Consider the following 23869-nt stretch of genomic DNA (forward strand, 5'->3'; position numbering starts at 1 on the left):
GTCACGGAGTCGTAGGTCACGGAGTCGTAGAACTCCTGGTTTCAGAAGTCCCAGTTGCAGAGGTCCCAGTCGTAGAACTCCGAGTCGTGGACTGGGAGTTGGTTCGTCCGCCTCCCGGTCGGCCCAGCGCGATGCCGGCCAGGACCAGGGCCATGCCCGCCGCCTGGGGCACACCGAGGGGCTCGCCTCCGAGTGCGACACCGAGGGCCACGCCGGTGACCGGGTTGAGCAGCCCGATGAGGCCGACCGTGGCGGCGGGCAGGTGACGCAGGCCGGTGAGCCACGCGACGAACGCGAGAGCCGTGGCGATCAGGGCCGTGTAGGCGAGGGCCGCCGCGCCGGGGGCGGTGAGCGGCGGGGGCCCGCCCTCGAAGACAAGGGCCGCGACGAGCAACAGCACTCCCCCGAACGTGAGTTGCCACGCCGTACTGGCCAGGACCCCGGCCCCCGTACCCCAGCGCTTGGACAGCGCGTAGCCGACCGAGGACGAGGCGAGGGCCCCCGCCGAGGCGAGCAGGCCGGGAACGCTGGGCGCACCGGCCTGGCCGGCCAGCATCAGCACCACACCGCCCAACCCGATCGCGGCACCGGCCATCGGCGCCACCCGTGGCCGTTCGGACAGCAGGGCCCACGCGCTGAGCATCAGGGCCGCCGGTGACAGCGCCATCAGCGTCGAGGCGGTCGCCGTGGTCAGCAGGTGGGCGGCGAGGTAGACGAGCAGGAAGAACGCACTGGTGTTGAGCAGCCCGAGCACCGCGGACTTCCACCACCAGGCGCCCCGCGGGAGTCTGCGGGACAGGGCCAGCAGCAGACATCCCGCCGGCAGGGCCCGCAGCGCGGCGCCCCACCAGGGACTGTCGGCCGGGAGGTACTGATGGGTGACGAAGTAGTTGGCGCCCCAGGCCACCGGGGCGAGCGCCGCGACGGCGCCCCACCGGTACGTAGTTTCCATGGAAGGTAATATAGCTTCCATGGAAGATAACCCGTCCAGTGCGGACAGGAATCACGCGGACAGGAATCACGCGGACATGGCTCATCCCGGCACGGCTCACATGGATCACGTCGCCCGCATCCAGGCCGCCTGGCGTCAAGAACGCCCGGACCTCGACGTTGCGCCGCAGGGTGTCATCGGCCGGCTGCACCGGATCGCGACGCTGCTCACGCAGGAGCTGTGCACGGTCTACGGCCGATACGACCTCAGCGAGGGCGAGTTCGACGTACTGGCGGCCCTGCGCCGCGCGGGCGCCCCCTTCGAGCGCGCTCCCGGCGAACTGGCCGCACACACCATGGTCACCACCGGCGCCATCTCCAAGCGCATCGACCGCCTGGAACGCGCGGGCCTGGTCGCCCGGCGCCGCGCCACGGGTGACGGACGCGGCCGGGTCGTCGCCCTCACCGACGCGGGCCGCGCCCTCTTCGACCGGGCGTTCACGGACCACATCCGCAACGAACACCGGCTGCTCGCCGCGCTGCCCCCGTCCGAGGCCGCGGCCCTGGAACACCTCCTGACCTCGTGGCTCGCGCAGTTGGAGCCGCCGACGCCGTAGCGCGCCCGCCGGGAACTCAGGCCACCGGGGACGCGGGGGTCGGCGCCGCGCCCAGTTCCTCGGCGACGAGGCCGCGTACCCGCTCGCGCTCGGCGCGGCCCCAGGTCTCCTTCGTGACCAGGATGCCGACGAGCCCGATCACCGCCGCGCCGAGGTAGAGGAGCGCCGCGCCCGGCCAGCCGAAGGCGCCCACGAGGACGGCGGCGAGCAGCGGCGCGAAGCCGCCGATGGCCGCCGCGACCTGGTAGCCCAGCGAGGCGCCCGACGTGCGCGTCGCGGTGCGGAACTGCTCGGTGAGCAGGGAGCCCTGGGTGCCGGTGAGCGAGGCGTGGATGAGGCCGATGCCGATGATGAACACCGTGACGACCAGGGCGGGTTGGGCGGAGTTGGTGAGCAGGTACATGGGGAACGCGAAGAGGATGGCCGCCGTGCACCCGGCGATGTAGATGGGTCGGCGTCCGATGCGGTCGGTGAGCGCGCCGGCCAGGAAGGTGACACCGATGGCCAGGACGCTGGCGACGGTGATCGCGCCCAGGGCGACGGGCCGCAGGTCGGGGTGGTGGTCGGTGATGTAACTGAGCAGGTAGGTCGCTGTGGAGTAGTAGGCGAAGGACTCGACGACACGCAGCGCGATGACCCGCAGGATGCCGCGCCAGTCCCCCGACAGCGTCGCCAGGAAGGGATTCTTCTCCGTCTTCCCTTCGGCCCGGGCCTCCTGGAACTCGGGGGATTCCGAGAGCCGCGAGCGCACGATCAGCGCGGCGATCACGAGGACGGCGCTCACCAGGAACGGGGTCCGCCACTGCCAGCTGCCCTCCAGCGTGGAACTCCAGGCGAACACACCGCTGGCCAGGGCGATGCCAAGTGGGTTGCCCGACTGGGGTATCGCGGCGAACATGCCGCGCCGGTGCCAGGGCGCGTGCTCGTACGCCATGGTGATCGCCCCGCCCCATTCGGCGCCGAACGCGAGGCCCTGCACCATGCGGATCACGGTGAGCAGGATCGGGGCGAGCACACCCACCTGTTCGTACGTGGGGAGCGTGCCGATGAGGAAGGTGGCCGCACCCATGACGATCATCGCGGCCACGAGGACGGGCTTGCGGCCGAACTTGTCGGCGAAGTAGCCGCCGACGGCACCGCCGAGCGGGCGCATGACGAAGCCGACCGCGAGCGTGGCGAAGGAGAGCAGTGTGCCGACGAAGCGGTCGCTGTCGGGGAAGAAGACGGCGCCGAAGTAGAGGGCGGACGCGGTGCCGTAGGCGATGAAGTCGTAGTTCTCGACGCTGGTGCCGAAGGCGGCGGCGATCGCGGTTTTGACGCGGTCCTTGGAGCCGAGCACGCTTGGCTGCCCGGCGGGTGTGCGGGTGGACATGGGGATCTCCTGCGGGTTCGGGGCACGTGCGGGTACGCCGAGGGGACGCGCGGCGCGGAGTGTGCGCGGGCGTTGGGTGGGGTGCGGTGCGGGAGGAGCGGGGTGGTGCGGCGGGGGGTGCGTCAGACGGTGGTGGGTGTCAGCTCGTCGAGGGCGTTGAGTTTCGCGACGCGGCGGCGGGTGTCCGCATCGTCGTCGAAGGTGGCGTCCAGGAACTCGCGGACGATGTCGGGCACGAGCGCGTGCGGCACGAGCCAGGCGCCCATGGCGATGGCGTTGGCGTCGTCGTGCTCGACCGACTGATGGGCGGAGTACGGCTCGTGGGCGAGGCCGCAGCGGATGCCGGGCAGCTTGTTGGCGGCCATGACGGCGCCCTGTCCGGTGCCGCACACGAGCACGGCACGGTCGGCGGCGCCGCTGAGCACCGGCTCGCAGGTGGCGCGGGTGATGTCGGGGAAGTCGACGGGTTCGCTGCCGTGGGTGCCGCAGTCCACGATGTCGTGCCCGAGCGCCTCGATGGCCTGCCGGACGGTGTCCTTGAGCGCGAAACCGGCGTGGTCCGCTCCGAGGGCGACCCTCATGTGGTGTCCTGCCTTTCGAATTCCAGTGTGCGCAAGTGCCGTGCGGACACTCACTGTTGGGCTTGGGGCGACCGGTCGACGAAGGTCGTGGGGACGCGCTGGCCCGACGCCTCGCGCCCGGCGATGAGGTCCACGACCCCTCGTACGCCGAGCCGGCCGATCTCCGCCGCGTCCTGGCGGACCGCGCTGATGGGCGGCGAGGCGAACTCGAACCAGTCGAGGTCGTCGACGGACACGACCTCGATCCGGGCCGCCTGCTCGACGCCGAGCCGCTCGCGCAGCGCACGCACGGCGCCGAGCGTGGTCGGGCCGTTCGCGCCGAACACGGCGGTGAACGGGACACCGCGGTCGAGGACCCGGTTCATGGCCTTGGCCGCCCCGTCGGCGAGGAAGTCACCAGCCTCCATCAGCCCTTCGTCGGTGCTGATGCCGTGCTGCTCGCGCCCGGCGAGGTAGGCGGCGCGGCGCTCGGCGCCGGTGGAGATGGTGTCGGGGCCCCCGATGAAGGCGACGTCGCGATGCCCGCGCCGTCGCAGCCAGTCGAGGACCTGCCCGACGCCCTGGGCGTTGTCCGTCCCGTACATCGGCGCGTCGATGCCCTCGATGGTGCGGTTGAGGAAGACGAGCGGCAGGCCGGAGGCGACCGTGGCGGCGAGCTGCGGCGAGACGGTGCTCTGCGGCGCGAACAGCAGGCCGTCGATGCGCTGGGAGGCGAAGGTCTGGAGGTAGGCGTCGGCCTGGTCGGCATCCTCGTTGGCGTTGGCCAGCAGGACGGTGTAGCCGTGCCGGCGGGCCTCCTGCTCGGCGGCGTGCGCCAGTTCGGAGAAGAACGGGTTGCGGATGTCCGAGACGAGCAGCCCCAGTACGTCGGTCCGCGCACGCCGCAGGGCACGGGCGGGCCCGTTGGCGATGTAGCCCAACTCGGCCGCCGCCGCCAGCACTCGGGCCCGCGAATCGGCCGAGGTCTGACTGCTCCCGCTGAGCACCCGCGACGCGGTCCCCAGCGCGACCCCGGCCCGCGCCGCGACGTCCTTGATCGTGGCCATCCGTTGCTCCACCTCCTCGGATTCCATGGAAACGTTTCCATAGCATGGATGACTTTAAGATCGCATACGGGCTGCGCCCGGGGCAAGGGTTTGGCGGGGGCGGGCGCCTCGGGGGCGGGCTCTTCAGGAGACGGGCGACTCAGGGGGCGGCCGGGCTCTTCAGGAGACGGGCGCTTCAGGGAGCCCGCCGCACGGGCGGCCGCGCCGCGACCGGTCGGAGCGACCGACCCGGCAACACCGACCCGGCAGCCGGTTACGCCGGATCCGCCACGCCGTGGCCGAACGACCGGTGCGCCACACCCTGCAAGTGCTTGCGCATCGCCGCTTCGCACGCCGCCGCATCGCCCTCCTCGAAGGCACGCAGCACCGCGGAGTGTTCGGCGAGCGCCTCCTCGGTGTCGGTGATGCGCCCGCCGGTGAAGCGGCGGAACCGCTGGATGTGGGCTCCCAGCGGATCGATGGCCGCGGACAGGAAGCGGTTGCCCGCGGCCTCGGCGATGGCGGCATGGAAGGCGGAGTCGGCCTGTAGGTAGACGCGGAAGTCGTCCGTCTCCTGCTGATCCGCCGCCGCGGTCATCTCGCGGTGGTGCTCGGCCAGGACCCGGGTCGTCGCGGCCGCGTCCACTTCGCAGGCCTGACGCGCGCTGTAGGGCTCGATGAGCAGCCGCGCCGCCATCAGTTCACGGAACCCCCTGTCGTCCAGGAGCGGCGCCACCGTGTAGCCGCGGTGTGGCACACGCTGCACGAGGCCCGTGTGCTCCAGCTTGGCCAGCGCCTCACGGAGGGGTGTCGGCGAGACACCCCAGTCCTTGGCGATGGTGTCGATGCGCAGCGGCGTCCCCGGATCCAGGCCCTCGTCGAGGATGAGGGCCAACAGGGCCTCATATGCCTCGTCCATCAGGACGGTCCTGCCGAGCCCCTCCGGACGGGCCTTCCTGCCGACTGCTCCCAACGTCGTCGCCTCTTTCCGATGTGGCCCCTGCTTCAGGCCTGTTGTCCCAGCTGAACGCGCCCCCATGCCGCGCCCGTCAGTTTATCCGGCGGAGGCGGCCGCCCCGTGCGGGGACCTGCCGGTGTCGGCTCACTTCGCGGTGCGCGGGGAGAGCAGTGTCACGAGTGCCGAGTCGTCCTGTGCGCCCAGGCCCTGGCTCATGGCGAGTTGGTACAGCTGGTCGGCCGCGGCGGCGACCGAGGTGGCCACTCCGGCCTTCTTGGCGAGGGACACCACGATGTTCATGTCCTTGCGGATGATGTCGAGCCGGGACCGCAGTTCGGGACCTCCGGTGCCGTCCTCCGCGGCCTCGTACTGCTGGACCATGCGCGGTCCGCGGTCGGCGAGCATGAACGAGGAGGCCGCGCCCTGGCCGAGGACGTCGACGGCGCGGTCCAGGTCGATGCCGAGCGCGCGGGCCAGTGCGAGGGACTCCGCGGCGGCCGCGGTGTGGATGCCGCACAGCAGCTGGTTGACGGTCTTCATGATCTGGCCGTCGCCGGTGCGCGGCCCGACGATGTGCAGGGTCGAGGCGAGCCGGTCCAGGACCGGGCGGGCGGTGTCGAGGGCGGCGTTCTCGGCACCGACCATGATCAGCAGGTCGCCCGTACCGGCACGCACCGCGCCGCCGCTGACGGGCGCGTCGACGAGGTGCACATCCTGCTCGGCGAGGCGCGCGGCCACGGCCTGGACGGCGTCGACACCCACGGTGGAGGTGACGACGACGACCGCACCCGCGCGCAGCGTGTCCGCGGCACCCTGCTCGACGAGGCCGCCACCGAACAGGCAGGACTCCAACTGCTCCTGATCGCGTACGGCGATGACGACGACGTCGGCGCCCTTCGCGGCGTCGGCGGGGGTCGTGGCGGGAGTGGCGCCGGACTCGGCGGCGAGCGTGCGGCGCTCCTCGAAGACGTCGAAGGCGTGGACCGGGAAGGCACCGGCGAGGCGGGTGGCCATGGGCAGGCCCATGGCGCCGAGGCCGAGGACCGCGGTGACAGGGGTGGTGGCGGTGGTGTCAGTGGACATGAGGAGCTTCTTTCGTGCGGGCTGCGGCCGGGCGGGGCCGCGGGGACAGTTTCTCTCCGCGTCAGGTGGGCGTCGGCCCCGACCCCCGGTGACAGGGGTCGCGGCCGTCGCGGTGTCAGACGAGGACGGCGTACATGAGGAGCGACATGGCCAGGCCCATCACGGCGACGATCGTCGAGAGGACGGACCATGTCTTGATGTTCTGGGCGACGCTCATGCCGAAGTACTCCTTCGACAGCCAGAATCCGGCGTCGTTGACGTGCGAGAAGAACAGCGATCCCGCGCCGACGGCGAGTGCGATGAGGGACGCCTCCACCGGCGGGGCGCCCGCCGCCATGGGTGCCATGATGCCGGCGGCGGCCGTGGTGGCGACGGTCGCGGAGCCGGTGGCGAGCCGGATCAGGACGGCCAGCACCCAGCCGAGGACCAGGGTCGGCATGTGTGCCTCCGCGGCCGCCTTGCCGATGGCGTCCGCGACGCCGGTGTCCACGATCAGCTGCTTGAAGCCGCCGCCCGCGCCGACGATGAGGAGGATGCCGGCGACGGCAGGCAGCCCCGCCGTGACGATGGTGCGCACCTCGGCCTTGCTCCGGCCGAGTCCCCAGCCGAAGACGGCCATGGCGACGAGCACGGCGAGGAACATCGCCACGAGCGGTGTGCCGAGGAAGTCGAGCACGTGGTTGTACCAGGCGTCGCCGGGGAAGGCGATGTCGGCGATCGACTTGGCGAGCATCAGGACGACCGGCAGGGCTATCGCGCCGAGCGAGGTGCCGAATCCGGGGGTGCGGGCCTGCGTACCGTCCGTCTCGCGGGCGGTCATCAGGGCCTTCACCAGTTCGGCGGGCGCCTCGGTGCGTACGTGCCGGGCGATGAACTTCGCGTACAGCGGGCCCGCGACGATGACCGTGGGGATCGCGGCGACGAGGCCGAGCCCGAGCGTCGTGCCGATGTCGGCCTTGAGCGCGCTGACCGCGACGAGCGGTCCCGGGTGCGGCGGCACGAACGCGTGCAGCGTGCCGAGTCCGGCCAGGGCCGGCACGGCCAGCAGGACCAGGGGCGTATGGGTGCGCTTGGCCATGACCACGATGATCGGGATCAGCAGCACGAGGCCGACCTCGAAGAACATGGGCAGGCCGATGATCGCGGCGATCAGTGCCATGGACCACGGGAGGACGCGGGGTCCCGAGCGTGAGCCGATGGTGTCGACGATGCGGTCGACGCCTCCGGAGTCCGCGAGCAGTTTGCCGAGGATCGCGCCGAGAGCGATCAACGCGCCGGTGGAACCGAGGGTGTCGCCCATGCCGGTACTGAACGACTCGACGACTTTGGCCAGTTCACTGCCGGAGCCGACGCCCAGCACGAGGGACCCGGCGATCAGGGCGATGAAGGGATGGAAGTCGAAGAGCGTGATGAGCGAGACGATCACGGCGATGGCGACGGCCACCATGGTGATGAGCCGTGTGTCGTGCCCGGTCCAGGGTGCGGCCGCCAGTGGCACGGCGAGCGGGGCCAGCATGCGGGGTTGTCCTTACGTCGTTGTAAGAGGGGTGGACGGCGTCAGCAGCCGGAGCGGGCCTCGTCCGCCTGGTCGGTGGCGCCGGTGTCGTAGGCGTCGAGGGTCCGGACCTTGTCGGCGGAGGGCGACGAGGCGTCGAACCGGTAGCCGAGCCACTCGCGGACCAGGCGGCGGGCCAGTTCGATACCGATCACGCGCTGGCCCATGGTGAGTACCTGGGCGTTGTTGCTGAGCACGGCCCGCTCGACGGAGAAGCTGTCGTGGGCGGTCACGGCGCGGATGCCGCGCACCTTGTTGGCGCTGATGGCGACGCCCAGGCCGGTGCCGCAGAACAGCAGTGCGCGGTCGGCTCCGCCCTCCGCGACGAGTCGTGCCGCCGCGACGCCGATGTGCGGGTAGTCGGTGTGCTCGTCCGCTCCGACGCCGACGTCCTTGACGGAGGCGACGCGCGGGTCGGCTTCGAGGTCGGCCTTGAGGGCTTCCTTGTACGCGTGGCCGGCGTCGTCGCTGCCGATGACGATGTGCAGCGGGGCAGGGGTGGTGTGGTCGGGGTGACCCATCGTCGTTCCTGTTCTTGGGATGCGGGATTGCGCGATCGGTGGGGCGGCCGGGTGGTGTTCGGCCGTGCCGCTGCCCGGTTCTGACGGGGCGTTACTTCGCCAGCAGCTCGGCGACGGTGCGCGCGCACAGGGCCAGCGACGTCGCGCCTGCGTCGGGCGTGCCGATGCTGCGTTCGGCCAGGGGCCGGGCGCGGCCCAGGCGTGGGGTGAGGGCGGCGGTCGCCTCGGCGGCGGTGCTCGCTTCCGCGGCGGCCAGGCCGAGGGCGGTCACCGTGTCGTCTCCGCGCCCGATGGCCGCGGTGAAGGTGTCGACGAGCGGGGCGAAGGCGTCGACGAGTGTCTTGTCGCCGGGCTTGGCGCCGCCGAGGGAGGTGACGGCGTCGAAGGCGGCGCGGGCGCCCGTGGCCGCGCGCACCGCGTCGACCGGCCCGGTGTCGCCGAGTTCCTGGGCGAGGGCGCGCAGCCCCACGCCCCACAGCACTCCGGAGGTGCCGCCCGCCTCGTCGGCCCAGGCGTCGGCGGCGGCGTTGAGCAGCGAACGGGCGCCTGCCGCACGGGAGTTGGCTGTTTCGGCGGCGCGTACGGCGGCGTCGATGCCCTTGGTCATGCCGCGCCCGTGGTCGCCGTCGCCCGCCACCGCGTCGATGCGGCCGAGCTCGGCGGCGGCGTCGTGCAGCGCGCTCCGCAGGGCGCGCAGGCTGGTGAGGATCGTGGCCGCGGCGCGGATTGAGGGCTCGTCGCCCTGGATGATCGGGGTGCCGGGCAGGGCCTCGGGCAACACACGCGGCGCGGCCGGTACCTCGGGCAGCGGGATGCGGCGGAAGCCGGGGGCGTCGGCGGGCGCGCACCACCAGCGTTCGAGGTCCTCGTCGAGCCACATCAGGGTGAGGGAGCAGGCGGCCATGTCCAGGCTGGTGACGAGTTCGCCGACCTCGGGGCGCACCACGGTGAGCCCGGCCGCGCCGAGGGCCTGCGACACATGTCCCCACAGCAGGAACAGCTCTTCGTACTTGGTGGCGCCGAGGCCGTTGAGGATCGCGGCGACGCGTGTGCCGGACTTCGCAGGACGCTCCGCGAGCAGCCGGCCCACGAGGATGCGGGCGATGGTCGGGGCGTCGGCCATGTCGGCGTCCTCGACGCCGGGTTCGCCGTGGATGCCGAGGCCGATGGCCATCTTTCCTTCGGGCACGGTGAACAGCGGGGCGTCGGCGCCGGGCATCGTGCAGCCGGCGAAGGCGATGCCGAAGGAGTACGTGGCGGCGTTGGCGTGCTGGGCCGCGGTCTCGACGGCGTCCAGGGCGAGGCCTTCCTCGGCCGCCGCCCCCGCGACCTTGAAGACCGTGAAGTCGCCCGCGATACCGCGCCGTTCGCCGTCCCGTTCGGCCGGGGCGCTGGCCACGTCGTCGGTGACGAGCACGGTGCGGGTGTCGACGCCCGCGCCGCGCAGCCGTGCCTGTGCCATGCCGAAGTTCATGCGGTCGCCCGCGTAGTTGCCGAAGCAGTAGAGGACTCCCCCGCCGGCGTCGGCGGCGCGTGCGACCGACTCCGCCTGGCGGCTGGAGGGCGAGGTGAAGATGTTCCCGACGACGGCGCCCGTGGCGAGTCCGCTGCCGACCAGGCCGCTGAAGGCCGGGTAGTGCCCCGAGCCCCCGCCCACGACGACGGCGACCTGCCCCGGGGGAAGCGGCGTGCTGCGTATGACGCCGCCCGGCACGAGGGTGGCGTGCTCGGGGTAGGCGGCGGCGAATCCGCGCAGCTGGTCCTCGCTGAAGCGGGCGGGGTCGGCGTACAGCCTGGTCATGGCGGGTGGTTCCTTGTCGCGAGGCGGGGGCGCGGCGGTGCGCGCGGGGGCTGGGATCGGGGGCTGGGATCGGGGACGGGGCCCGAGGTGGGCCCAGCGCGCCCGGACCGGTGGCGGGTCCGGGCGGCGGTGTGCCGATGGAGGCGATGTGCCAATGGCGGCGGTGCGCCAATGGCGGCGGTGCGCCGATGGGGGCCGGTGCCGGTTCGATCCGGCGGGGCCCGGCTCAGGCCGTGGCCGGATCGAACCGGCCGGGCTCACCTCAGGCCGTGGGCGCGCTCGGGAGGATGCGCCGCAGGTACTCGCGGTTCGCGGCGGAGACGCTGAGGCCGTCGCCGCCGTAGTGCTCCACGCAGAACGCGCCGTTGAAGCCGTGGGCGAGGGCGATCTTGACGGCCTGCCGGTAGCTGACGAACCCGGACTCCATGGGGGCGGGGGAGGTCAGGACGGTGCCGCTGGCGGGGTCCTCGACGCGGTAGTAGCTCTTCACGTGCCAGTAGTTGGCGTGCGGCAGCGTCTTGGTGACCATCGACTCCCAGGACTCGATGGGGCGCTGCATGCGGATGAGGTTGCCCAGGTCCGGATTGAGGCCGACGTTGTCCCGGTCGATGTCCGTGAGCAGGGCGACGGCCGAGTCCGCGGTGCCGAGGTAGGTGTCCTCGTACATCTCCAGCGAAAGCTCGACGCCCACCGAGGCGGCGTGGTCGGCGAGTTCGCGCAGCCGGGTCACGGCCTTGTGCCACATCTCCTGGTCCCCGACGGGGTCCTGGGGTCCCGGCACGGTCCAGAACCAGAGCACGGCCTGCTGCTCGGGGGTGAGCGGACGGTGCAGGCCGAAGGAGACGAGCGGGACGCCCAGGGCGGCGGCCGCGTCGATGGTGCGGTGCGAGTAGGCGAGGTTGTCGTCGCCGTCGACGGGGTCGATGACACTGCGGCGGATCGCGGAAATGGCGGGGGCGGTCAGGCCCACCTTGGCGATCGTGGCGCGCAGTTCCTCGACCCGGTCCGGGGCGAGGTCGCCTGGGCGCAGCCAGCCGTCGGTCAGATCGACCTCGGTGAACCCGGCGTCGGCCACCTCCCGCAGGCTCTGCGCCCACTGTTCGGCGGTCTGGTCCTGGGTGGAGACACCATCAGGTCCGGTGTTCGGAAACTGCAGCAGGGCGGCGGCGATAGGCCAGGTCTCTGCGGTGTGGTTCAGCATCGGCTCCCTTTCTCTATTTTCTATATGATCTATGACTTCGGCAGCTGTCAAGGGTGATCCACATCGCACCCGGACGCGCTCGGACCGCACCCCGTAGGCTGGGGCTTTCCGACGTGTTTCCCGAAAGGTTTAGGTGAGACTTCAGGTGTCCACTTCCGGCACTGGGTCCGCACCGCAGGCCAGACCGCGCATCACGATCAAGGAGATCGCCGCCGAGGCCGGCGTCTCCGTGCCGACCGTGTCCAAGGTCCTCAACGGGCACGCACACGTCGCACCGGCCACTCGGGAGCGGGTCGAGTCACTGCTCGAACGGCACGCGTACCCGCGCAGGCCCCGCAAGCCGGCCGCCGTGCCGGCCCGCGCAGGGACCACCGGGCCGCTCATCGCGGACCTGGTCTTCCCGGTCCTGGACAGCGAGTGGGCGCTCGCGGTGCTGCGCGGGGCCGAGCGCGTGGCGCACGAGGCCGGGATCGGTGTCGTCGTCAACGCCTTCCGGGAGGACGAGGCCGACCAGCGCCGCTGGCTGGAACAGGTCAGGGCGCGCGGCTCCGCGGGCGTGGTGCTGGCCGTGGTCGGACTCGCGCCCGCCTTCGCGACGAGCGTCCACGAGCTGGGCATCCCGGTGGTCGCGGTCGACGCGACCGGTACGCCGCATCCGCACGCCGCCACCGTCGGCGTCACCAACTGGCAGGGCGCCTACACCGCGACCGCGCATCTCACCGAGCTCGGCCACCGGCGGATCGCCTGCATCGCGGGCCGTGACGACCTGCGGTGTTCGGCGGCCCGCGTGGACGGCTACCGCTCCGCGCTGCGGGCGGCGGGTCTCGATGTCGACGAGGAGCTGATCCTTCCCGGCGACTTCCACGCCGAGTCGGCCGAGGAGGCCGCCCTTGAGCTGTTGAGCGGACCGGAACGGCCGACGGCCGTCGCGACGGGGAACGACCAGCAGGCGATCGGGGTGATGCGCGCCGCCCGTCGCCTCGGGATCGATGTACCGGCCGCGCTGAGCGTCGTGGGGTTCGACGATCTGGCGGCGGCGCGGACCTCGGAGCCGCCGCTGACGACCGTGCGCCAGCCGGTCTCCGAAATGGCCGCGCTGGCCCTGCGGATGATCCTGCATCACCGCGAACACGGCGCGTTCGAGGTGACGCAGATGGAACTGGCCAGCGAGCTGGTGGTGCGCGGCAGCACGGCTCCGCCGCCGGAGGGATAGGACCGGGTCTGCTCCCCCGGCCGGGGTCCGCTCCCCCGGCCCCACCCCTCCTGCCTCGGCTCACGCCTGCGTGACCGTCACCGGTGTGTCGAGGACCCGGTCGTGGCCCACCGGCCGCGGCTTCTCACCGCTGACCGTGAAGCTGCCGGTCAGCGGGGTGTCGGCGCTGGAGCGGCCGACCAGCACGCGGAACTCCCCCGGCTCGACGACGCGTTGGCCGTTCCGCCCGGTGAAGGAGGTGCGCTCCGCGTGCAGCCGGAAGGTCACACGCCGGGCCTCGCCCGCGGCGAGCGCGATCCGCGCGAAGCCCGCCAACTGCCGCTCCGGACGCACGACTTGCGCGACCGGGTCGGACACGTACAGCTGCACCGTCTCCCGCCCCGCCCGCTCCCCGGTGTTGCGCACGGTGCAGGCGATCTCGACCTCCTCGTCGGTCTCGATCTCCGGGCGGCTGAGGGCGAGATCCTCGTAGGCGTACGTGGTGTAGGCCAGGCCGTGTCCGAAGGGGTAGAGCGGGGTCGGGTCGAGGGCGGAGACCGAACTCGCCCGGCCAAGAGGGGCGGTGAGGTAGGTGCCGGGCTGGCCGCCGGGGTCGCGGGGGACGGACACGGGCAGCCGGCCCGCGGGTTCGGCGGCGCCGGTGAGGAGGTCGGCGAGCGCCCGGCCGCCCTCCTCACCGGGGAAGAACGCCTGGACGACGGCGCCGGCCCGCTCCACGTAACCGCCGACGGCGTAGGGGCGGCCGCTGAGCACGGTGAGGACCGTGGGCGTGCCCGCGTCGAGGACGGCGTCGAGGAGCGCGCCCTGCTCGCCGGGCAGCGACAGGTCGGGGGCGTCGCAGCCCTCGCCGGAGGTGCCGCGGCCGAACATGCCGGGGCGGTCACCGACGACGGCGAGCACCAGGTCGGCCTCCCGCGCGGCGCGTACGGCGTCCGGGATGCCGTCGGTGCCGGGCTCGCGGACATCGCACCCGGCGACGTATTCGACGCTCCAGCCGGGCAGCGCCTCGCGCAGCGCGTCCACGACCGTGGGGGCCTCGACGCCGAGGCCGCCGACGTGGGCGGGGAAGGAGTAGCAGCCGAAGAGGGAGATCGGGTCGTCGGCGACGGGGCCGACGACGGCGAGGCGGCGCGGCCTGGAGGCGTCGAGCGGGAGGACGCCTGAGTCGTTGGCGAGCAGCACGATCGCCTCGCGTGCCAGGCGGCGGGCGAGGTCGCGGTGGTGGTCGGTGTCGAGGTCGAGGTGCTCGGGGGCGTTCGGCCGCCAGTCCGGGTCGAGCAGGCCGAGTTCGGCCTTCTGCGTCAGGACGCGGAGCAGGGCGCGGTCGACGAGGGCTTCGGGGACGCGTCCGGCGCGGACCTCGGCGGCGAGCGGTTCGGTGTAGCAGCGGCCGGAGGGGAGTTCGACGTCGACGCCCGCGGTGAGGGCCTGGGCGGCGGCGTCACCGGGTCCTTCGGCGACGTGGTGGAGCAGATGCAGGAAGGAGACACCGAAGTAGTCGGCGACGACGGTGCCGGTGAAGCCCCACTCCTCGCGAAGGACGGTGGTGAGCAGGTGCTCGTCGGCGGCGGACGGCGTGCCGTCGATGTCGGTGTAGGCGTGCATCACCGAGCGCGCGCCTCCCTTGCGCAGCGCCGTCTCGAAGGGCGGCAGGAGGACGTCGGCGAACTCGCGCGGCCCCATGGAGACGGGCGCGAGGTTGCGGCCCGCGCGGGAGGCGGAGTAGCCGGCGAAGTGCTTGAGGGTGGCGACGACGCCCTGGGACTCGATGCCGGCGACGTAGGCGGCGGCCAACTCGCCGATCAGGTACGGGTCTTCGCCGATGGTCTCCTCGACGCGGCCCCAGCGCAGGTCGCGTACGACGTCGAGGACCGGGGCGAGGCCCTGGTGGACCCCGGCGGCGCGCAGGTCGGCGCCGATGACGGCGGCCATCTCCCGTACCAGGTCCGGGTCGAAGGTGGCGCCCCAGGACAGCGGCACGGGGAAGACGGCGGCCCGGTGGGCGGCGAACCCGGCCAGGCACTCCTCGTGCGCCATCGCCGGGATGCCGAAGCGGGAGGCGGCGCGGACGGCCTCCTGGCTCGCGGCGAGCGCACGGGCACCGGCGAGGGGTTCGACGGCGTGGGTGCCGAAGACGCGGGTGAGCTGGCCGAGTCCGTGCCGGATCGCCTCGTCCCAGTCGAGGGTCTCGCCGGCGAGGTCGTCCTGGTGCGGGGCGACGCCGCGGCCGTCGACGGTGGCGCCGACCCAGATGCCGACGAGCTGTCCGAGCTTCTCCTCTAGCGTCATCCGGGCCGCGAGGTCGTGGGCGCGGTCGGCGGCGGGCAGGGCGGGGTCGCGCCAGGGCTCGTGCGCCCTGGCGGAGGAGGGCGCTTGCGGGGCGGATGCTGCCGGGGTGCTGGCCATGGCGTCGTCCTTGCGTCGTAACGGAGATACGGAGATACGGAGATACGGGGGCGATCGGGGCGGGGAACGGCCGGTCCCGAAGCGGAAACTGCACAAGGGTTTCCGAAACTTTCGGCCCTCACTATAGTGCGAGCTCAGCGCCTTGATCACTCCAAGGCCTCATCATTCACAGGTGATTGACGCGCTCGCGCGGCGCTGCCTAGGGTGCGCCCCACCCCACCACTTTCCGAAAGTCTCTCGGAAATTCCTTGAGGAGTGGCATGACCACCGCGACAAAGATGTCGGACCCCACCAGGCCCCAGGGATCCCCGCCCGCCCCGGACCGCCGCACCGGCAGACGCGGCTTCCTCGCCGGTATCGCGTCCCTCGCGGCGGCCGGTGCCGCGTCCCCGCTCCTCACCGGCTGTTCGACCGAGGCGTCGGCGGCCACCGTGACGCCGGAGGTGTGGGCGCTGACCGACCCCGTACAGAACGCCATTCAGACGAAGTACCTGGAGCCCGGCACCCCGCGCCGCAGGCTGGCCGTCTTCCCCAACACCAACTACACGCAGAAACTGCGCATCGCGATGGGCACCTCCAAGGGCCCCGACGTCTTCTTCAACTGGGGCGGCGCCAGCGTCGGTCCGTACGACGACGCGGGCATGGTCGTCGACCTCGCCGAGCATCTCCCCCGCGGCTGGGCGGAGAAGGCCTTCCTGCCGGCCTCTCTGGGCTCGGCCCGCACCGGCGACGGCAAGCTTCTCGGGCTGCCCCTGAAGGGCATGCAACCCGTCGTCCTCTTCTACAACAAGGACATGTTCGACGACCTCGGCCTGGCCGCCCCGGACACCTGGGACTCCTTCCTGCGCGCGGTCGACCGTGTGAAGAAGGAGAACGTCACACCCATCGCGCTGGCCGGCGCCGAGAGCTGGACGCAGCTGATGTGGTTCGAGTTCCTCGCCGAACGCCTGGGCCGCGGCAAGCAGATCGACGCCCTGTTCCGGGGCACGCGCGGGAGCTGGCGCGACGGACCCGTCGAGGAGTCCCTGAAGTACGTCCGCGACCTGGTCGAACGGGGCGCCTTCGGCAGGACCTTCGGATCCGTGTCGTACGGCTCGGGCACCGCCACGGCCCTGTTCGCCACCGGCCGGGCCGCCATGCACCTGATGGGGACCTGGGAGTACACCAACCTCAACGCCAACCACAAGAAGTTCGCCGCACGGTCCCTCGCGTGGAGCTCCTTCCCCCAGATGCCCTCGGGGGCCGGCGGGGCCGGGGCCCTGGTCGGCAACCCCACGAACTACTTCTCCGTCTCCTCCCGCAGCAACCTGGCCGCCGACCACATCAAGATGCTCAAGGACCGGCTCAACTCCCGTGGCTACGTGGACACGTTGATCGCCGCGGGAGAGGTCCCCGCCGCGGCGGGCATCGAGGACCGGCTGGAGGCGAAGTCGCCCGACCCGCGCTTCTCCCGCTGGGTGTACGACACGGTGGCCGGGGCCGAGCGCTTCACGCTCTCCTGGGACCAGGCCCTCCAGCCGGTCCTCAAGGAGGCCATGCTCGCCCAGTTGCAGGAGGTCTTCCTCGGCACCACCTCGCCCTCCTCTTTCGTCGACACCATGGAGGCCCTGCTGTGAGCCCCACGACCACCGCCACCGCCGCGCCCGCTGCCACTCCTGACCTGGAGGAGGCGAGCCCGCCGCCCGCCGCGCGCCCCGCGACCCGGCGCGCCCACGACGGCGCGCTCCCCCGGCCCGGCATCGGCTATCTGCTGCCGGCCCTGGCCGTCTTCGGCGTCTTCGCGCTGCTGCCGCTCATTGGCGTCGCCGCGCTCTCCTTCACCAGCTGGAACGGCCTCGGCAATCCCGCCTTCAACGGCCTGGACAACTGGCAGCAGCTCTTCGCCAACCCCGCCACCTGGTCCTCGCTGAAGGTCACCCTGATCCTCACGGCCCTCGGCTGGCTCCTCCAGACGCCCCTCGCGCTGCTGCTCGGCGTCTGGGCGGCCGGCACCCAGCGCCTGCGGGCGGTCTTCTCCGCGCTGTACTTCCTGCCGCTGCTGCTGTCCGGCGCCGCCGTCGCGCTGGTGTGGAAGGCCCTGCTCGACCCCACCTTCGGCCTCTCCGGGCAGCTCGGCTCGTGGTTCGGCTCCGACGGCGACTTCCTGTCCTCGCCCAGCGGCGCGCTCGCCTGCGTACTGGCCGTCGGCGCCTGGCAGTTCGTGCCGTTCCACATGCTGATGTACCAAGCCGCGGCCCGTAACGTACCGGCGCAGCTGTACGAGGCCGCCACCCTCGACGGAGCGGGCCGGGTACGGCAGTTCTTCGCGATCACCCTGCCGCAGCTGCGCAACACCGTGGTCACCTCCTCCACGCTGATGGTCGTCGGCTCGATGACCACCTTCGAGACGATCCTCATCCTCACCAACGGCGGTCCGGGCACCGCGACCCAGATCCTGCCGTTCCGCATGTACCAACAGGCGTTCATGTCCTTCGAGATGGGGCCCGCCGCCGCCCTGGCCACCGTCCTGGTGCTCTTCGGTACGGGGCTCTCGCTGCTCATCGTCCGCTTCAGCGGCTTCACCAAGATGAACTCCACCCTGGAGGGGATCTGATGGCTCTCACCCGAGTCACCACCCGGGCCTCCGCCCGCACGTCCACCTGGATGCGGGCGAACGTCCCCGCCGGTGTCGCCTCACTGATCTGGCTGGCGATCGTCCTCGTCCCGGTCTGGTCCGTGCTCAGCTGGGCCGTCCAGGGCGGCGACGGCTTCCTGTCGACGGGGCCGCTCAGCTGGCCCTCCAGCTTCACCGTCGGCAACGTCGGCCGGGTCCTCGAAATGGGCTTCGCCCAGGCCTTCGTCAACACCCTGGTCGTGACGGTCGTCAGCGTCGCCCTCACGCTGCTGTGCGCGATACCCGGCGCGTACGCGATCGTCCGCTCCCGCAGCCGTACGGTCGCGGCCGTCTTCCGGGCGTTCCTCCTCGGCCTCGCCATCCCCGCCCAGGCCGTGATCATCCCCGTCTACCTGATGATCGTCCGCCTCGGCCTGTACGACACCAAGGCCGCGATCATCCTGCCGACGGTGGCCTTCGGGCTCCCTCTCGCGATCCTCATCCTCGTCGGCACGCTGCGCGACGTGCCGCGCGAGAACTACGAGGCGATGGCCCTGGACGGCGCGGGCACGTTCCGTACGCTGTGGAACCTCGTCGTCCCGATGTCGCGGGGCTCGATCATCGCCGTCGGCGTGTACGCGGCGCTCCAGGCGTGGAACGGCTTCCTGTTCCCGCTGATCCTCACCCAGTCCGCGAGCCAGCAGGTCCTGACCCTCAACCTGTGGAACTTCCAGACCGAGCACGGCGTCGACATGCCCGGCCTGATGACCGCCGTGCTCCTGTCCGCCTTCCCCGTCTTCGTCGCCTACCTCCTGGCCCGCCGCTGGCTGATCGCCGGCATGGCAGGAATGGGTGGCAAGTGACCGCGTCAGGACACCTCATGAACACGTACGACCCGGCCTGGCTGCCCGACGAGGCCTGGCACGCGCTGCGCGGCCGCCGCGCCCTGGTTCTCGCCGACGGCGGCCCGATCGCCGACACACTGGGCGGCGAACTGCACGAGGGCTCCGATCCCGACCTGGTCCTCGCCCTGCGCCACCACGCCGACACCTCCGACGCGGCCCGCGCGGCGGTCCGCCGCGCCCCGGCCGACCTGGGCCCCGAGGGCTACGCCGTCACCACGCACGGGCACACCACCGTGGTCCTGGCCGAGTCCGAACACGGGCTCCTGTACGGCCTGTTCGACCTGCTGAGGGCCGATCCGCCCGCCGACGGCGGCATCCGCCTCGAACGCCCGCACACCGCCCTGCGCAAGCTCGACCACTGGGACAACCTCTCCGTCCACCCGCGCATGGGCCAGGTCGAGCGCGGCTACGCGGGCGGCTCGCTGTTCTGGGACGACGGCCGCGCCCGCAACACCCCCGAGGAACTGCGGCGGTTGCACGACTACGGCCGACTCCTCGCCTCCTGCGGCATCAATGCGATCACCGTCAACAACGTCAACGTCCACGAGGACGCCGCCCACCTTCTCACCGACCGGCTCGACGACGTCGTCACGATCGCCGACGCGCTGCGCCCCTGGGGCATCCGCGTCCACCTGTCCGTCTCCTACGCGGCGCCCGTCCTGCTCGGCGGCCTGCCGACGGCGGACCCGCTGGCCCCGGACGTGCGGGCCTGGTGGCAGCGGACCACCGAGGCCGTGTACGAGGCGATCGACGACTTCGGCGGCTACACCGTCAAGGCCGACTCCGAAGGCCAGCCGGGACCGCACTCCTACGGCCGCGACCACGCCCAGGGCGCCAACCTCCTCGCCGCCGCCCTCGCCCCGCACGGCGGCGTCGTCCACTGGCGCGCCTTCGTCTACGACCACCGCCAGGACTGGCGCGACCGCAGCACCGACCGGGCCCGTGCCGCGTACGACGAATTCACCCCGCTGGACGAGCAGTTCGACGCCAACGTGATCCTTCAGGTCAAGCACGGACCGATCGACTTCCAGCCCCGCGAGCCCGTGTCCCCGCTCCTCGCGGCCATGCCCCGCACGCGTCTTGCCATCGAGGTGCAAGCCACCCAGGAGTACACGGGCCAGCAGCAGCACGTCTGCTACCTCGCCCCCATGTGGTCCGAGGTGCTGGGATTCCGCCCGTACGGCGAGGACGACGCCCGCACGATCGCGGATCTCGGCGCCTCCGGCGGGTTCGCGGCCGTCGCCAACACCGGGAACTCGCCCTTCTGGTGCGGCCATCCGCTGGCCCAGGCCAACCTGTACGCGTACGGCCGCCTGGCCTGGAACCCGGCCCTGGACCCGGACACCGTCCTCGCGGAATGGACGCACCTGACACACCCCGGCGCCCCGGACCTCGTACGCACCACCGTGCGCTCCGCCCTCGAAGGCTCCTGGCGGACGTACGAGAAGTACACCGCCCCACTGGGTGTCGGCTTCATGGTCCGCCCGCACCACCACTACGGCCCGGACGTCGACGGCTACGAATACACCCCCTGGGGCACCTACCACCACGCGGACCGCGACGGCGTCGGCGTCGACCGCACCACGGTCACCGGCACGGGATACTCCGGCCAGTACCCCGAACCCTGGTCCGACCTGTACGACTCGCCCGGCACCTGCCCCGACGAGCTGCTCCTCTTCTTCCACCACGTCCCGTACACCCACCGCCTGCACAGCGGCAGAACGGTGATCCAGCACATCTACGACACCCACGCCGAGGGCTGCGCGGAGGCGGAGGAGGCCCGGAGGCGCTGGCAGCGCATCGCCCACCTCCTCCCCGGCGAACGCCACCGGGAGACGGCCTCGCGCTACGAGGAACAGGTCCGCTGCGCCCGCGAGTGGCGCGACCAGATCAACGCCTACTTCCACCGCAAGAGCGGGATCCCCGACGAGCGGGGGGCCGAACGCCGAGAGTGCGGTACGTGACCTCCCGTCCGGCTTGCGCTCGCTCGACGCTGTGATGTTGGGACGTCGCCGCCGGTCGGGCGTTCGGGGTTCGCGTGGGTTGCGGCATGAGCATGCGCAAGCGGTATCCGACTTGCTGCCGTAGCCCTGGCCGGAGCCGGCGCCATTGTCCTCGATGGCGCCCCTGCCGCGCTGGCCGACGATTCCGTTTCCTAGTTGAGGTTGGGGAAGGGCCGCTGGTCGCGGACCGGGTATGGCCCGCGCCGGCCAGGGTGGTGAGGATCTGCTGGTAGGTCTGCGCGTGCCTCGGCTTCTCGGTAACCCGGAGTCAGCGGGCGGAGCGCAGCAGGTGGTCGCGTACGAGGGTGACGTGCGGGTTGGCCGCGGATCCCGGGCGCTGGACGAGGAATGCGGTGTTGATCGGGGCGTCGTCCGGGTCGTTCAGCAACACCAGGGCGCCGGAGGCCAGTTCGTCGGCGCACAGGTAGCGAGGCAGCACGCTGAACCCGGCGCCACCGGCCACGGCCGCCTTCACTGCCCGCAGGTCGGGAACGGTGACGGCCGGGGTGCAGGTCAGTCGCTTGCCGAAGACGTGGCGCCAGTACCGGCGGACGATCGGCAGGTCATCGGCGTACGAGACGAGGGGGACGCCGTGCAGCGCGGCCGGGCCGTCGGCCGCGAGCCGGGGGCCGACGCGGTCCGCCCACACCGGCGCCGCGACCAGCACGAACTCCTCGTCGACGAGCGGCACCGAGGCGAGGACGCGGCCACGCGGGCGGACGGTGGCGACGACCAGATCGTGCCGTCCCGCCCGCAGCTCCTCCAGGAGAGCGTCGGTCAGACCGAACGTGACGCGCAGCCGTACGCCCTTGTCGACCAGCGGGGCGAGGGTGGGCAGCACGCGGTGCGAGAGGTACTCGGCGGGGCCCGCCAGATGGACCGGGCCCGCCTCGCCCTCCTCTAGGAGTCCGCCGGGGCCGCCGACCGCGCCGAGGGCGTCCAGTGGCTCCACGATCCGGGCCGCCAGTTCGTCCGCGAACGCCGTCGGAGCGACGCCCCGCGCCTGCCGCTCGAAGAGCTCGCGGCCCAGCTGGGTCTCCAGGGAGCGGATCTGCGTGGTGACCGTGGGCTGGGACAGGCCCAGCATGCGGGCGCCCGCGGTGAAGGCGCCCGACCGGTACACCGCCAGGAACGTGCGCAACAGATTCAGGTCGGGCAGACCCGCCGCCCGGGGCCCGGCCGCACTTGTCATCCCATTGGCTTCCCTATCTCTCACATGTCCCAGCCTATTGGATTCCTATGGGTGGGCGGCCGTACCTTCGGGGACATCGCCGCACTGACGATCTACATACGAAGTGTCAGAGCTTCCGAAACGGAGAACCACCCCATGTCGAAGATCCTCTTCGTGATGACCGGCGTCGACTTCTGGACGCTGGCCGACGGCACCAAGCACCCGACCGGCTTCTGGGCCGAGGAGGCCGTCGCCCCGTACGAGGCGTTCAAGGCCGCGGGCCACGAGATCGTCGTCGCCACCCCGGGCGGTGTCGTCCCCACCGTCGACCAGGGCAGCCTCGCCCCCGAGGTCAACGGCGGACAGGAGAACGCCGACCGCGTCGCGAACGCCCTGGCCGCGATCAGCGAGATCCGGTCCCCCATCAAGCTGGAGGACGTGCGCCTGGACGACTACGCCGCCGTCTTCTACCCCGGCGGCCACGGCCCGATGGAGGACCTCGCCGTCAACGCCGACTCCGGCAAGCTGCTCACCCTCGCCCTGGAGTCCGGCAAGCCGCTCGGCGTCGTCTGCCACGCCCCGGCCGCGCTGCTCGCCGCCACCAAGGACGACGGCACCAACACCTTCGCCGGGTACGACGTCGCCGCCTTCACCAACGACGAGGAGACCCAGGCGGGCCTCGCCGACAGGGCGAAGTGGCTGCTCCAGGACCGCCTCACCGAGGCCGGCGTACATGTGCGGGTCGGCGAGCCCTGGGCGCCGAACGTGGTCGTCGACCGCAATCTCGTCACGGGCCAGAACCCGGCCTCGTCCGCGCCGCTGGCCGTCCAGCTGCTCAAGAAGCTGGCCTGAGCGACATGGGCACCGACCGGCTCGACGAGGTCCTCGACGCCACGTACGACTGCCTGACCAGGTACGGCGTACGGCGCACGACGATGGACGACATCGCCACCACCATGGGCGTGTCCCGGTCCGCGGTCTACCAGTACGTCCGCAGCAAGGACGACGCCTTCCGGCGGCTCGCCGGGCGCCTGCACGACCGGGCGCTCGCGCGGGCCCGGCAGGCGGCCGCCGATGCGGGCGCCCCGCACGCCGACCGCATCCGCGGTGTCCTGGCCGCCAAGCTCGGTCTGGTCCTCGAACTGTCCGGGGACTCCCCGCACACCGCCGAACTCCTGGACGACAAGGCCCGGTTGTTCGGCGGCATCTGCACCGCCTTCACCTCGGATCTCAGGCACCTGCTCATCGCCCTGTTCACCGACGCGGGCACGGTCGGCGGCGTGGATCCCGCCGAGGCCGCGGACATCTGCGTCGCGCTCGTCATCGGGCTCGAATCCTCCACCGACGCACGGGAGTTGCTCGGCCCCGCGACGGACGCGCTGCTCACCGGTCTGCTCGGCACCGAGACCCGCACCGCGTCCGCCCTCGCGGGCCCGCCCGCCGGCACCCGGTACGAGGGGTGTCACGGAGACCCGGTCAGTTGATGTCGAACTCGTTCCCTTCGGGGTCCTTCATGCCGACCGCGTAGTGGTCGATGCCCTCCTCGTACATGACCACGGTGATGATGGCGCCCAGGCCCGTCAGGCGGTCCGCTTCGGCGTCCACTCGGTTCTTTCGCGTCTCGATCGGGTCGGTCCGGTCGCCGCTGGCGTGAAGGTCGATGTGCAGCCGGTTCTTCACCGCCTTCTCGTCCGGGACCGCATGGAACCAGACGGACGGCCCACCGCCCTCCGGGTCACTGATCCGATCCGCGGCGCCGGTCAACTCCTCTTCGGGCAGTCCCAGGTCGCGGTAGTAGTCGTCCCATGTGGCGAACCCGGATGGGGGCGGCGCGAGTTCATAACCCAGTGCGGCCGCCCAGAAGCGGGCCTGCCGGTCGGGATCGGCGCAGTCGATCACCAGCTGGTAGCGAACGGACATCTGCATTCCCTTCT

At 72.0% G+C, this 23869-nt stretch carries 21 protein-coding genes; 8 read left to right on the forward strand and 13 right to left on the reverse strand.

The features are described from left to right. Window positions 1-16 precede the first annotated feature (16 nt). Entirely contained in the window at window positions 17-952 is a 936-nt protein-coding gene (locus tag OKJ99_RS11965; RefSeq protein WP_326015976.1) for a DMT family transporter, read from the reverse strand. 76 nt (window positions 953-1028) lie between these two features. Between OKJ99_RS11965 and OKJ99_RS11970 the strand changes: the two genes are divergently transcribed. Then, the gene (locus OKJ99_RS11970; RefSeq protein ID WP_326015977.1) at window positions 1029-1547 is read left to right on the forward strand and encodes a MarR family winged helix-turn-helix transcriptional regulator; all 519 of its coding nucleotides are present in this window, start codon (window positions 1029-1031) and stop codon (window positions 1545-1547) included. 16 nt (window positions 1548-1563) lie between these two features. On the opposite strand, the gene OKJ99_RS11975 is transcribed toward OKJ99_RS11970, so the two are convergent. The 9 genes from OKJ99_RS11975 to OKJ99_RS12015 form a co-directional block, all read right to left on the reverse strand. Next, entirely contained in the window at window positions 1564-2919 is a 1356-nt protein-coding gene (locus OKJ99_RS11975) for an MFS transporter (protein ID WP_326015978.1), read from the reverse strand. A 122-nt stretch (window positions 2920-3041) separates the two neighbouring features. Continuing rightward, window positions 3042-3500 carry an RpiB/LacA/LacB family sugar-phosphate isomerase gene (locus OKJ99_RS11980; protein ID WP_326015979.1) on the reverse strand — a complete coding sequence of 153 codons (459 nt, stop codon included), beginning with the start codon at window positions 3498-3500 and terminating at the stop codon, window positions 3042-3044. Window positions 3501-3550: 50 nt separating this feature from the next. Then, window positions 3551-4573 carry a LacI family DNA-binding transcriptional regulator gene (locus OKJ99_RS11985; RefSeq protein ID WP_326015981.1) on the reverse strand — a complete coding sequence of 341 codons (1023 nt, stop codon included), beginning with the start codon at window positions 4571-4573 and terminating at the stop codon, window positions 3551-3553. 226 nt (window positions 4574-4799) lie between these two features. After that, entirely contained in the window at window positions 4800-5444 is a 645-nt protein-coding gene (locus OKJ99_RS11990) for a GntR family transcriptional regulator (RefSeq protein WP_326015982.1), read from the reverse strand. A 183-nt stretch (window positions 5445-5627) separates the two neighbouring features. After that, window positions 5628-6566, reverse strand: a complete 939-nt coding sequence (locus tag OKJ99_RS11995; RefSeq protein WP_326015984.1) for an NAD(P)-dependent oxidoreductase — start codon at window positions 6564-6566, stop codon at window positions 5628-5630. 115 nt (window positions 6567-6681) lie between these two features. After that, window positions 6682-8082, reverse strand: a complete 1401-nt coding sequence (locus OKJ99_RS12000; protein ID WP_326015985.1) for a GntT/GntP/DsdX family permease — start codon at window positions 8080-8082, stop codon at window positions 6682-6684. Window positions 8083-8123: 41 nt separating this feature from the next. Next, window positions 8124-8642 (reverse strand): ribose-5-phosphate isomerase, encoded by a 519-nt coding sequence (locus tag OKJ99_RS12005; protein ID WP_326015987.1) that lies wholly within the window; start codon window positions 8640-8642, stop codon window positions 8124-8126. Between the two features lie 91 nt (window positions 8643-8733). Beyond that, window positions 8734-10443 carry a dihydroxyacetone kinase family protein gene (locus tag OKJ99_RS12010; protein ID WP_326015989.1) on the reverse strand — a complete coding sequence of 570 codons (1710 nt, stop codon included), beginning with the start codon at window positions 10441-10443 and terminating at the stop codon, window positions 8734-8736. Between the two features lie 262 nt (window positions 10444-10705). Beyond that, window positions 10706-11644: a sugar phosphate isomerase/epimerase family protein gene (locus OKJ99_RS12015; protein ID WP_326015990.1), complete on the reverse strand. Its 939-nt coding sequence runs from the start codon at window positions 11642-11644 to the stop codon at window positions 10706-10708. 145 nt (window positions 11645-11789) lie between these two features. On the opposite strand from OKJ99_RS12015, the gene OKJ99_RS12020 reads away from it, so the two are divergent. Next, the gene (locus tag OKJ99_RS12020; protein ID WP_326015991.1) at window positions 11790-12857 is read left to right on the forward strand and encodes a LacI family DNA-binding transcriptional regulator; all 1068 of its coding nucleotides are present in this window, start codon (window positions 11790-11792) and stop codon (window positions 12855-12857) included. A 60-nt stretch (window positions 12858-12917) separates the two neighbouring features. Here the strand turns inward: OKJ99_RS12020 and OKJ99_RS12025 are convergent, their stop codons facing one another. Continuing rightward, window positions 12918-15263 carry a beta-xylosidase/alpha-l-arabinosidase gene (locus tag OKJ99_RS12025; protein ID WP_326015992.1) on the reverse strand — a complete coding sequence of 782 codons (2346 nt, stop codon included), beginning with the start codon at window positions 15261-15263 and terminating at the stop codon, window positions 12918-12920. Window positions 15264-15523: 260 nt separating this feature from the next. Here OKJ99_RS12025 and OKJ99_RS12030 point away from each other — a divergent pair, with 260 nt between their 5' ends. From OKJ99_RS12030 to OKJ99_RS12045, 4 genes are read left to right on the forward strand one after another with little or no spacing between them, the layout of a single operon-like run. After that, window positions 15524-16879 (forward strand): extracellular solute-binding protein, encoded by a 1356-nt coding sequence (locus OKJ99_RS12030; protein WP_326015994.1) that lies wholly within the window; start codon window positions 15524-15526, stop codon window positions 16877-16879. Then, complete coding sequence (locus OKJ99_RS12035) at window positions 16876-17856, forward strand: carbohydrate ABC transporter permease (RefSeq protein WP_326015995.1); 981 nt, start codon at window positions 16876-16878, stop codon at window positions 17854-17856. Before OKJ99_RS12030 ends, OKJ99_RS12035 begins: the two co-directional genes overlap by 4 nt. Beyond that, a complete protein-coding gene (locus OKJ99_RS12040) occupies window positions 17856-18719 on the forward strand; it encodes a carbohydrate ABC transporter permease (protein ID WP_326015996.1) in 864 nt (287 codons plus the stop codon). Before OKJ99_RS12035 ends, OKJ99_RS12040 begins: the two co-directional genes overlap by 1 nt. Window positions 18720-18736: 17 nt before the next feature. Beyond that, window positions 18737-20725, forward strand: coding sequence for an alpha-glucuronidase family glycosyl hydrolase (locus OKJ99_RS12045; protein ID WP_326015997.1), 1989 nt, complete (start codon window positions 18737-18739; stop codon window positions 20723-20725). A 307-nt stretch (window positions 20726-21032) separates the two neighbouring features. Here the strand turns inward: OKJ99_RS12045 and OKJ99_RS12050 are convergent, their stop codons facing one another. Then, a complete protein-coding gene (locus OKJ99_RS12050) occupies window positions 21033-21956 on the reverse strand; it encodes a LysR family transcriptional regulator (protein WP_326015999.1) in 924 nt (307 codons plus the stop codon). A 135-nt stretch (window positions 21957-22091) separates the two neighbouring features. On the opposite strand from OKJ99_RS12050, the gene OKJ99_RS12055 reads away from it, so the two are divergent. After that, a complete protein-coding gene (locus OKJ99_RS12055; protein WP_326016000.1) occupies window positions 22092-22787 on the forward strand; it encodes a type 1 glutamine amidotransferase domain-containing protein in 696 nt (231 codons plus the stop codon). Window positions 22788-22792: 5 nt separating this feature from the next. Next, the gene (locus tag OKJ99_RS12060) at window positions 22793-23419 is read left to right on the forward strand and encodes a TetR/AcrR family transcriptional regulator (RefSeq protein WP_326016001.1); all 627 of its coding nucleotides are present in this window, start codon (window positions 22793-22795) and stop codon (window positions 23417-23419) included. Here the strand turns inward: OKJ99_RS12060 and OKJ99_RS12065 are convergent. Next, a complete protein-coding gene (locus OKJ99_RS12065) occupies window positions 23412-23855 on the reverse strand; it encodes a VOC family protein (protein WP_326016002.1) in 444 nt (147 codons plus the stop codon). The two genes, OKJ99_RS12060 and OKJ99_RS12065, sit on opposite strands and share 8 nt — an antisense overlap. Window positions 23856-23869 lie beyond the last annotated feature (14 nt).

Origin of the sequence: Streptomyces endophyticus (genome assembly GCF_035798155.1) — a bacterium.
GTDB classification, from domain to species: Bacteria; Actinomycetota; Actinomycetes; order Streptomycetales; family Streptomycetaceae; genus Streptomyces; species Streptomyces endophyticus.

Excerpts from the sequence above, each read along its gene's own strand:
- OKJ99_RS11965 (WP_326015976.1), bottom strand. The coding sequence starts at position 952 with ATGGAAACTACGTACCGGTGGGGCGCCGTCGCGGCGCTCGCCCCGGTG.
- OKJ99_RS11970 (WP_326015977.1), top strand. The coding sequence starts at position 1,029 with ATGGCTCATCCCGGCACGGCTCACATGGATCACGTCGCCCGCATCCAG.
- OKJ99_RS11975 (WP_326015978.1), bottom strand. The coding sequence starts at position 2,919 with ATGTCCACCCGCACACCCGCCGGGCAGCCAAGCGTGCTCGGCTCCAAG.
- OKJ99_RS11980 (WP_326015979.1), bottom strand. The coding sequence starts at position 3,500 with ATGAGGGTCGCCCTCGGAGCGGACCACGCCGGTTTCGCGCTCAAGGAC.
- OKJ99_RS11985 (WP_326015981.1), bottom strand. The coding sequence starts at position 4,573 with ATGGAATCCGAGGAGGTGGAGCAACGGATGGCCACGATCAAGGACGTC.
- OKJ99_RS11990 (WP_326015982.1), bottom strand. The coding sequence starts at position 5,444 with ATGGACGAGGCATATGAGGCCCTGTTGGCCCTCATCCTCGACGAGGGC.
- OKJ99_RS11995 (WP_326015984.1), bottom strand. The coding sequence starts at position 6,566 with ATGTCCACTGACACCACCGCCACCACCCCTGTCACCGCGGTCCTCGGC.
- OKJ99_RS12000 (WP_326015985.1), bottom strand. The coding sequence starts at position 8,082 with ATGCTGGCCCCGCTCGCCGTGCCACTGGCGGCCGCACCCTGGACCGGG.
- OKJ99_RS12005 (WP_326015987.1), bottom strand. The coding sequence starts at position 8,642 with ATGGGTCACCCCGACCACACCACCCCTGCCCCGCTGCACATCGTCATC.
- OKJ99_RS12010 (WP_326015989.1), bottom strand. The coding sequence starts at position 10,443 with ATGACCAGGCTGTACGCCGACCCCGCCCGCTTCAGCGAGGACCAGCTG.
- OKJ99_RS12015 (WP_326015990.1), bottom strand. The coding sequence starts at position 11,644 with ATGCTGAACCACACCGCAGAGACCTGGCCTATCGCCGCCGCCCTGCTG.
- OKJ99_RS12025 (WP_326015992.1), bottom strand. The coding sequence starts at position 15,263 with ATGGCCAGCACCCCGGCAGCATCCGCCCCGCAAGCGCCCTCCTCCGCC.
- OKJ99_RS12030 (WP_326015994.1), top strand. The coding sequence starts at position 15,524 with ATGACCACCGCGACAAAGATGTCGGACCCCACCAGGCCCCAGGGATCC.
- OKJ99_RS12040 (WP_326015996.1), top strand. The coding sequence starts at position 17,856 with ATGGCTCTCACCCGAGTCACCACCCGGGCCTCCGCCCGCACGTCCACC.
- OKJ99_RS12045 (WP_326015997.1), top strand. The coding sequence starts at position 18,737 with ATGAACACGTACGACCCGGCCTGGCTGCCCGACGAGGCCTGGCACGCG.
- OKJ99_RS12050 (WP_326015999.1), bottom strand. The coding sequence starts at position 21,956 with ATGACAAGTGCGGCCGGGCCCCGGGCGGCGGGTCTGCCCGACCTGAAT.
- OKJ99_RS12055 (WP_326016000.1), top strand. The coding sequence starts at position 22,092 with ATGTCGAAGATCCTCTTCGTGATGACCGGCGTCGACTTCTGGACGCTG.
- OKJ99_RS12060 (WP_326016001.1), top strand. The coding sequence starts at position 22,793 with ATGGGCACCGACCGGCTCGACGAGGTCCTCGACGCCACGTACGACTGC.
- OKJ99_RS12065 (WP_326016002.1), bottom strand. The coding sequence starts at position 23,855 with ATGTCCGTTCGCTACCAGCTGGTGATCGACTGCGCCGATCCCGACCGG.